The 8,785-nt window shown below is 67.8% G+C and carries 5 protein-coding genes; all 5 read right to left on the bottom strand.

Annotation, left to right across the window (positions count from 1 at the left end):
- Positions 1 to 58: 58 nt before the first annotated feature.
- The gene (tuf, locus tag AW16_RS0110815) at positions 59 to 1,252 is read right to left on the bottom strand and encodes an elongation factor Tu (RefSeq protein WP_029290283.1); all 1,194 of its coding nucleotides are present in this window, start codon (positions 1,250 to 1,252) and stop codon (positions 59 to 61) included.
- A 121-nt stretch (positions 1,253 to 1,373) separates the two neighbouring features.
- Positions 1,374 to 3,476 (bottom strand): elongation factor G, encoded by a 2,103-nt coding sequence (fusA, locus tag AW16_RS0110810; RefSeq protein WP_029290281.1) that lies wholly within the window; start codon positions 3,474 to 3,476, stop codon positions 1,374 to 1,376.
- 84 nt (positions 3,477 to 3,560) lie between these two features.
- Positions 3,561 to 4,031 (bottom strand): 30S ribosomal protein S7, encoded by a 471-nt coding sequence (gene rpsG / locus AW16_RS0110805; protein WP_029290279.1) that lies wholly within the window; start codon positions 4,029 to 4,031, stop codon positions 3,561 to 3,563.
- A gap of 4 nt (positions 4,032 to 4,035) precedes the next feature.
- Positions 4,036 to 4,404 carry a 30S ribosomal protein S12 gene (gene rpsL / locus AW16_RS0110800; RefSeq protein ID WP_029290277.1) on the bottom strand — a complete coding sequence of 123 codons (369 nt, stop codon included), beginning with the start codon at positions 4,402 to 4,404 and terminating at the stop codon, positions 4,036 to 4,038.
- 435 nt (positions 4,405 to 4,839) lie between these two features.
- Positions 4,840 to 8,706: a DNA-directed RNA polymerase subunit beta' gene (locus AW16_RS0110795; protein ID WP_029290275.1), complete on the bottom strand. Its 3,867-nt coding sequence runs from the start codon at positions 8,704 to 8,706 to the stop codon at positions 4,840 to 4,842.
- Positions 8,707 to 8,785 lie beyond the last annotated feature (79 nt).

Genomic DNA, 8,785 nt, shown 5'->3' with positions numbered 1-8,785 from the left:
GGCCGGGTGCATGCGCACCCGGCCCTCCTGTGTGGATCAGCGCCCCGAAGGGCTCAGATCACTTGATGATCTTCGTGACGCGGCCCGAGCCGACGGTGCGGCCACCCTCGCGGATGGCGAAGCCGAGGCCCTCCTCCATCGCGATGGGCTGGATCAGCTGCACCGTGATCTCGGTGTTGTCGCCCGGCATGACCATCTCGGTGCCCTCGGGCAGCGTGATGACGCCGGTGACGTCCGTCGTGCGGAAGTAGAACTGGGGGCGGTAGTTCCCGTAGAACGGGTTGTGACGGCCACCCTCGTCCTTGGCCAGGATGTAAACCTGGCCCTCGAACTCGGTGTGCGGCGTGATCGAGCCGGGCTTGACGACGACCTGGCCGCGCTCGACCTCCTCGCGCTTCGTGCCGCGCAGGAGCAGACCGACGTTCTCGCCGGCCTCGGCGTAGTCGAGCAGCTTGCGGAACATCTCGACGCCGGTGACCGTGGTCTTGATCGCCTTCTCCTTGATGCCGACGATCTCCACCTCCTCGTTCACCTTGAGCGAGCCACGCTCGACACGACCGGTGACGACCGTGCCACGGCCGGTGATCGTGAAGACGTCCTCGATCGGCATGAGGAACGGCTTGTCGATGTCGCGCACCGGGTCCGGCACGTTCTCGTCGACCGCGTCCAGCAGGTCCTCGACCGACTTGACCCAGACCGGGTCGCCCTCGAGCGCCTTGAGGCCCGAGACGCGCACGACCGGGACGTCATCGCCCGCGAAGCCCTGCGAGGAGAGGAGCTCGCGCACCTCGACCTCGACGAGCTCCAGGATCTCCTCGTCGTCCACCACGTCGGACTTGTTCAGCGCGACGAGCAGGTAGGGGACGCCGACCTGACGGGCGAGCAGGACGTGCTCACGCGTCTGGGCCATGGGGCCGTCGGTCGCCGCGACCACGAGGATGGCGCCGTCCATCTGCGCCGCACCCGTGATCATGTTCTTGATGTAGTCAGCGTGACCCGGAGCGTCGACGTGAGCGTAGTGACGCTTCTCCGTCTGGTACTCCACGTGCGCGATGTTGATGGTGATACCGCGCTGCTTCTCCTCAGGCGCCTTGTCGATCTCGTCGAACGGCGTGAAGGGGTTGAGCTCCGGGTACTTGTCGTGCAGCACCTTCGAGATCGCGGCGGTCAGCGTCGTCTTGCCGTGGTCGACGTGACCGATGGTCCCGATGTTGACGTGCGGCTTCGTCCGCTCGAACTTCGCCTTGCCCACTGGGTGTCCTCCTCAGGACTTGGTAGAGACTGCCCGTCTGCAGCTACCGGAAGGTACCTGCCGGCCGTGCGGTCCCACGGGTCGGTTTATGTGATGGAACTACAGGGTTCGACCTGTGGGACTACTCGCCCCGGGTCTTCTTGATGATCTCGTCGGCAACGGTCCGAGGAACCTCGGCATAGCTGTCGAACTGCATCGAGTACACCGCACGGCCCTGCGTCTTGGAACGCAAGTCGCCGACGTACCCGAACATCTCGGAGAGCGGGACCTGGGCGCGGATGACCTTCACGCCGGTCGCGTCCTCCATGGACTGGATCATGCCGCGACGCGAGTTGATGTCGCCGATGACCTCGCCCATGTAGTCCTCAGGGGTGCGCACCTCGACGGCCATGATCGGCTCGAGGAGGGCCGGGTCAGCCTTGCGGACCGCCTCCTTGAGGATCATCGAGCCGGCGATCTTGAACGCCATCTCCGAGGAGTCGACGTCGTGCGAAGCACCGTCGAGCAGGATCGCCTTGACGCCCACGAGCGGGAACCCCGCGAGGACGCCGAGCTGCATCGCGCTCTGGATACCGGCGTCGACCGACGGGATGTACTCGCGCGGGACGCGACCACCGGTGACCTGGTTCTCGAACGAGTACAGCTCGCCCGCGGCGGGGTCGAGGGGCTCGAAGGTCATCTGGACCTTCGCGTACTGGCCCGAGCCACCGGTCTGCTTCTTGTGCGTGTAGTCGATCTTCTCGACCGCACGGCGGATGGTCTCGCGGTAGGCGACCTGCGGCTTGCCGACGTTCGCCTCGACCTTGAACTCGCGACGCATGCGGTCGACGAGGATGTCGAGGTGGAGCTCGCCCATGCCGCCGATGACGGTCTGGCCCGTCTCCTCGTCGAGCTTGACCCGGAAGGTCGGGTCCTCCTCGGCGAGCTTCTGGATCGCGAGCGACAGCTTCTCCTGGTCGCCCTTGGTCTTGGGCTCGATCGCCACGTCGATGACGGGCTCCGGGAAGCTCATGGACTCGAGCACGACCGGCGCGGCCGAGTCGCACAGCGTGTCACCGGTGGTGACGTCCTTGAGGCCGATGAACGCGTAGATGTGGCCGGCCGTGGCCTCCTCGACGGGGTTCTCCTTGTTGGAGTGCATCTGGAAGAGCTTCCCGATGCGCTCCTTCTTGCCCTTCGTCGAGTTGAGCACCTGGGCGCCCTGGGCGACCTTGCCGGAGTACACGCGGACGTAGGTCAGCTTGCCGAAGAACGGGTGCGCCGCGACCTTGAACGCGAGAGCGGAGAACGGCTCGGTGGCGTCGGGGTGACGCTCGACGACGACCTCCTCGTCCTTGACGTCGTGGCCCTGGACGGCCGGGACGTCGAGCGGCGTCGGCAGGTAGTCGATGACGGCGTCGAGCATGGGCTGCACGCCCTTGTTCTTGAACGCCGACCCGCACAGCACCGGGTACGCCTCGCTGGCGACCGTGAGCTTGCGGATGCCCGCCTTGATCTCGGCGACCGTGAGCTCCTCGCCACCGAGGAACTTCTCGAGCAGCGCGTCGTCGGTCTCGGCGACGGCCTCGAGGAGCTCGGCGCGGTACTGCTCCGCCTTCTCCTGCAGGTCGGCAGGAATCTCCTCGATCTCGTACTTCTCGCCGAGGGCGGTCTCGCCGCGCCACACGAGCGCGCGCTGCTCGACCAGGTCGACCACGCCGATGAAGTCGTTCTCGGAGCCGATCGGAAGCTGGATGACCAGCGGGCGCGCCTTGAGGCGGTCCACGATCGTCTTCACGGTGAAGTAGAAGTCCGCACCGAGCTTGTCCATCTTGTTGACGAAGCAGATGCGCGGGACGTCGTACTTGTCCGCCTGGCGCCACACCGTCTCCGACTGGGGCTCGACGCCCTCCTTGCCGTCGAACACGGCGACCGCACCGTCGAGGACGCGCAGCGAGCGCTCGACCTCGACCGTGAAGTCCACGTGGCCCGGGGTGTCGATGATGTTGATCTGGTTGTTCTTCCAGTAGCAGGTCGTCGCGGCGGACGTGATCGTGATGCCGCGCTCCTGCTCCTGCTCCATCCAGTCCATCGTCGACGCACCGTCGTGCGTCTCACCGATCTTGTAGTTGACCCCGGTGTAGAACAGGATCCGCTCGGTGGTCGTCGTCTTGCCGGCATCGATGTGCGCCATGATGCCGATGTTGCGGACCTTCGTGAGGTCCGTCAGCACGTCCAGTGCCACGTGAGTTGCCCCTTGTCGGTTGGCTTGAGGGTGTCGCTGCCGGCCCGGACCCGCGGACGGCGGGCCGGCAGCGATCGGCCGGTGTTACCAGCGGTAGTGCGCGAAGGCCCGGTTGGACTCGGCCATCTTGTGCATGTCCTCGCGACGCTTGACCGCGGCACCGAGGCCGTTGGACGCGTCGAGGATCTCGTTCATCAGACGCTCGGTCATCGTCTTCTCGCGACGAGCGCGCGAGTAGTCCGTGAGCCAGCGCAGGGCCAGCGTCGTCTGGCGCACGGGGCGCACCTCGACGGGGACCTGGTACGTGGCGCCACCGACGCGGCGCGAGCGCACCTCGAGCGAGGGGCGAACGTTGTCCAGCGCGCGCTTGAGCACGACGACCGGGTCCTGCTGCGTCTTGTCACGGACGCCCTCGAGCGCGCCGTAGACGATCGACTCCGCGACGGTCTTCTTGCCGTCGAGCAGGATCTTGTTGATGAGCTGGGTGACGACGGGCGACCCGTACACCGGGTCGACGATCAGCGGCCGCTTCGGGGCGGGACCCTTACGAGGCATCGGTTCAGCCCTTCTTCGCGCCGTAGCGGCTACGCGCCTGCTTGCGGTTCTTCACGCCCTGCGTGTCGAGCGCGCCACGGATGATCTTGTAGCGGACACCCGGCAGGTCCTTCACACGGCCGCCGCGCACGAGCACGATCGAGTGCTCCTGCAGGTTGTGGCCGACACCCGGGATGTACGCCGTGACCTCGACGCCCGAGGACAGGCGCACACGGGCGACCTTCCGGAGGGCGGAGTTCGGCTTCTTGGGGGTGGTGGTGTACACGCGCGTGCACACACCGCGACGCTGGGGGCTGCCCTTGAGGGCAGGCGTCTTCGACTTGTTCGTCTTCGCCTGCCGGCCCTTGCGGACCAGCTGCTGGATCGTAGGCACTACGTCTCCGTCTGGTAGATGAGCTCTGGTCGACCGGACCCCGTCACCCTGGACGGCCGGCATGTTCGAGGAGTGCCGCCCGTCGCGCGGCTACCTCGGCTTCCTGGAGTCCCGCACCGACCCCCGCGCCCGGGCGTGTCGACCCCCTCCTGAGCGCCCCGACGACACCTCGTGGAGGCTGGTCGGTGCGGAGGGGATCCGCTCGGTGCTCCTGGGTCGGTCCGTGAGGTCCGGTCCGGATGCACGCGCGAGGGCCCGACGGCGCGGGCACGGTGTCCTACGTTACCTGGCGGCTCCGGGACGGTCAAAGCCGGAGGTCCCAGGCCCGTCGCACCACGCGGGCGGGACGGCCGAGGGGCCCGTCCGGATCACCGGACGGGCCCCTCGTCGTCAGGACGAGACGGCGGTCGCTCTCAGCGGGCCGTCAGCGCGACGTCAGCGGAAGTCGCCGAAGTCGATGTCCTCGAGCGGGATCGCGTCGCCCGAGCCGAGGCCCAGGGCGGGGAAGTCGATCTCGTCGTAGCCGAACGTCGGGTACAGCTCGGCCTTCGCCTCCTCCGTCGGCTCCACCGCGATGTCGCGGTAGCGGGGCAGGCCCGTGCCGGCAGGGATGAGCTTTCCGAGGATGACGTTCTCCTTGAGGCCGAGCAGCGGGTCGGACCGACCCGACATCGCGGCCTCGGTGAGCACGCGGGTGGTCTCCTGGAAGGAGGCCGCCGACAGCCACGAGTCGGTCGCGAGCGACGCCTTAGTGATGCCCATCAGCTCGGGACGACCCGAGGCCGGCTGACCGCCCTCGGCGACCGCACGACGGTTCGCGTCCTCGAACCGGCCACGCTCGGCGAGCTCGCCGGGCAGCAGGTCGGTCGAGCCCGAGTCCAGCACGGTCACGCGACGCAGCATCTGCCGCACGATGACCTCGATGTGCTTGTCGTGGATGTCCACGCCCTGCGAGCGGTAGACCTCCTGGACCTGGTCCACCAGGTGCTCGTGCGTCTTGCGCGGGCCGAGGATGCGCAGGACCTTCTTCGGGTCGATCGCACCCTGGACCAGCTGGTCGCCGACCTTGACGTGGTCGCCGTCGCCGACGAGCAGACGCGAGCGCTTGGTGATCGGGTAGCGGATCGCCTCGGAGCCGTCGTCCGGCGTCAGGACGATCGCACGCGTGCGGTCGCCCTCCTCGATCTCCACACGGCCCGAGAACTCCGCGATCTGCGCCTCACCCTTGGGGGTGCGGGCCTCGAAGAGCTCCTGGACACGCGGCAGACCCTGCGTGATGTCGTCGGCCGACGCCACACCACCGGTGTGGAAGGTACGCATCGTCAGCTGCGTACCCGGCTCACCGATCGACTGGGCCGCGATGATGCCGACGGCCTCGCCGATGTCGACGAGCTTGCCGGTCGCGAGCGAACGGCCGTAGCACTTGGCGCACGTGCCGACGCGCGACTCGCACGTCAGGACCGAGCGCACCTTGAGCTGGTCGACGCCACCCTCGAGGAGGCGGTCGAGCAGCACGTCGCCCACGTCGTCGCCCGCGTGGCCGACGACCTCGCCGCCGACCTCGACGTCCGTCGCGAGCGTGCGCGAGTAGACGCTGGTCTCGACCTTCGGGTGACGCCGCAGCCCCTCGGACCCGGCGACGCCGATCGGCATCGTCAGGCCGCGCTCGGTGCCGCAGTCCTCCTCGCGGACGATGACGTCCTGCGAGACGTCCACCAGACGACGCGTGAGGTAGCCCGAGTCGGCGGTCCGCAGAGCGGTGTCCGCGAGACCCTTACGGGCACCGTGCGTCGCGATGAAGTACTCCAGGACCGACAGGCCCTCGCGGTAGTTGGACTTGATCGGGCGCGGGATGATCTCGCCCTTCGGGTTCGCCACGAGACCGCGCATGCCGGCGATCTGACGGACCTGCATCCAGTTGCCTCGCGCGCCCGAGCCGACCATGCGGTTGACCGTGTTGCGCGCGGGGAACGAGGAACGCATCGCGTCCGCGACCTCCTCGGTCGCGCGGGTCCAGATCTCGATGAGCTCCTGGCGGCGCTCGTCGTCGGTGATCAGACCCTTCTCGTACTGCCCCTGGACCTTGGCGGCGCGGCCCTCGTAGTCCTCGAGGATCGCGGCCTTGCCGTCCGGCGTCGCGACGTCGCTGATCGCGATCGTCACGCCGGAGCGGGTGGCCCAGCGGAAGCCGGCCTCCTTGAGCGCGTCGAGGGACGCTGCGACGGCGACCTTCGGGTAGCGCTCGGCGAGGTCGTTCACGATGACCGACAGGCGCTTCTTGTCGACGACGCCGTTCTCGTACGGGTAGTCGACGGGCAGCAGGTCGTTGAACAGCGCGCGGCCCAGCGTCGTCTCGAACAGGAGCGTCTGACCCGGCTCCCAGCCCTCGGGAGCCTCGTCCTCGCCGAGCACGAGGTCGTCGAAGCGGATCTTGACGACCGCGTTCAGGTCGAGAGTGCCCTGGTCGAACGCCATGATCGCCTCGGCGACCGAGCTGAACGCCCGGCCGGCGCCCTGCGCGTCGTCCTTGTCCGACGTCAGGTGGAACAGGCCGATGATCATGTCCTGCGAGGGCATGGTCACCGGACGGCCGTCCGACGGCTTGAGGATGTTGTTGCTCGAGAGCATGAGGATGCGGGCCTCGGCCTGCGCCTCCGCGCTCAGGGGCAGGTGGACAGCCATCTGGTCACCGTCGAAGTCCGCGTTGAACGCGGCGCAGACGAGCGGGTGCAGGTGGATCGCCTTGCCCTCGACGAGCTGCGGCTCGAACGCCTGGATGCCCAGGCGGTGCAGAGTGGGTGCACGGTTGAGCAGCACCGGGTGCTCGGTGATGACCTCCTCGAGCACGTCCCACACGACCGGGCGCGCGCGCTCCACCATCCGCTTGGCGGACTTGATGTTCTGCGCGTGGTTCAGGTCCACGAGGCGCTTCATGACGAACGGCTTGAACAGCTCGAGCGCCATCTGCTTGGGCAGGCCGCACTGGTGCAGCTTGAGCTGCGGGCCGACGACGATGACCGAACGGCCCGAGTAGTCGACGCGCTTGCCGAGCAGGTTCTGGCGGAACCGGCCCTGCTTGCCCTTGAGCATGTCGGAGATCGACTTCAGCGGACGGTTGCCGGGGCCCGTGACCGGGCGGCCGCGGCGGCCGTTGTCGAACAGCGAGTCCACGGCCTCCTGCAACATCCGCTTCTCGTTGTTGACGATGATCTCCGGCGCGCCCAGGTCCAGGAGCCGCTTGAGGCGGTTGTTCCGGTTGATGACGCGGCGGTACAGGTCGTTCAGGTCCGAGGTGGCGAAGCGGCCACCGTCGAGCTGGACCATGGGGCGCAGGTCCGGCGGGATGACCGGGACCGCGTCGAGGACCATGCCCGTCGGCGAGTTGCTCGTCGTGAGGAACGCGTTGACGACCTTCAGACGCTTGAGGGCACGCGTCTTGCGCTGGCCCTTGCCGGTCTTGATGATCTCGCGCAGCGACTCCGACTCGGCCTCGAGGTCGAACGCCTCGAGACGCTTCTGGATCGCCGAGGCGCCCATCGAGCCCTCGAAGTAGTTGCCGTACCGGTCCTGCAGCGAGCGGTAGAGCAGCTCGTCGCCCTCGAGGTCCGCGACCTTGAGGTTCTTGAAGCGGTCCCACACGGTGTCGAGACGGTCGATCTCGAGGTCGGCACGCTTGCGCAGCTGAGCCATCTCGCGCTCGGCCGAGTCGCGCACCTTGCGGCGGGCGTCGGCCTTCGCACCCTCGGCCTCGAGCTCGGCCAGGTCGGCCTCGAGCTTCGCGGCGCGCGCGTTGATGTCGTTGTCCCGGCGGTCCGAGATCTCCTTGCGCTCCAGGTCGATCTCGTTCTGGAGGTTCGGGAGGTCCTCGTGGCGGCCCTCCTCGTCGACCCACGTGATCATGTAGGCCGCGAAGTAGATGACCTTCTCGAGGTCCTTGGGGGCAAGGTCGAGCAGGTAGCCGAGGCGCGACGGCACGCCCTTGAAGAACCAGATGTGCGTGACGGGCGCGGCCAGCTCGATGTGGCCCATGCGCTCACGACGCACCTTGGAACGGGTCACCTCGACGCCGCAGCGCTCGCAGATGATGCCCTTGAAGCGCACGCGCTTGTACTTGCCGCAGTTGCACTCCCAGTCCCGGGTGGGACCGAAGATCTTCTCGCAGAACAGGCCATCCTTCTCCGGCTTCAGGGTCCGGTAGTTGATGGTCTCGGGCTTCTTGACCTCGCCGTGCGACCAGGCACGGATGTCGTCGGCCGTGGCCAGGCCGATACGCAGCTCGTCGAAGACGTTGACGTCGAGCAAGGGGTCCTACTTCCTTCGCTTGCCGGGAGCTACCCGGCGGACGGAGTGGTGCAAGGGGTGCGGGCGGTCCGGTGCGCCC

Origin of the sequence: Cellulomonas sp. HZM (assembly GCF_000708885.1) — a bacterium.
In the GTDB taxonomy this organism is placed as follows: Bacteria; Actinomycetota; Actinomycetes; order Actinomycetales; family Cellulomonadaceae; genus Cellulomonas.
The sequence above is the reverse complement of the archived record's forward strand: the minus strand, read 5'-3'. Positions and strand labels throughout refer to the sequence as shown.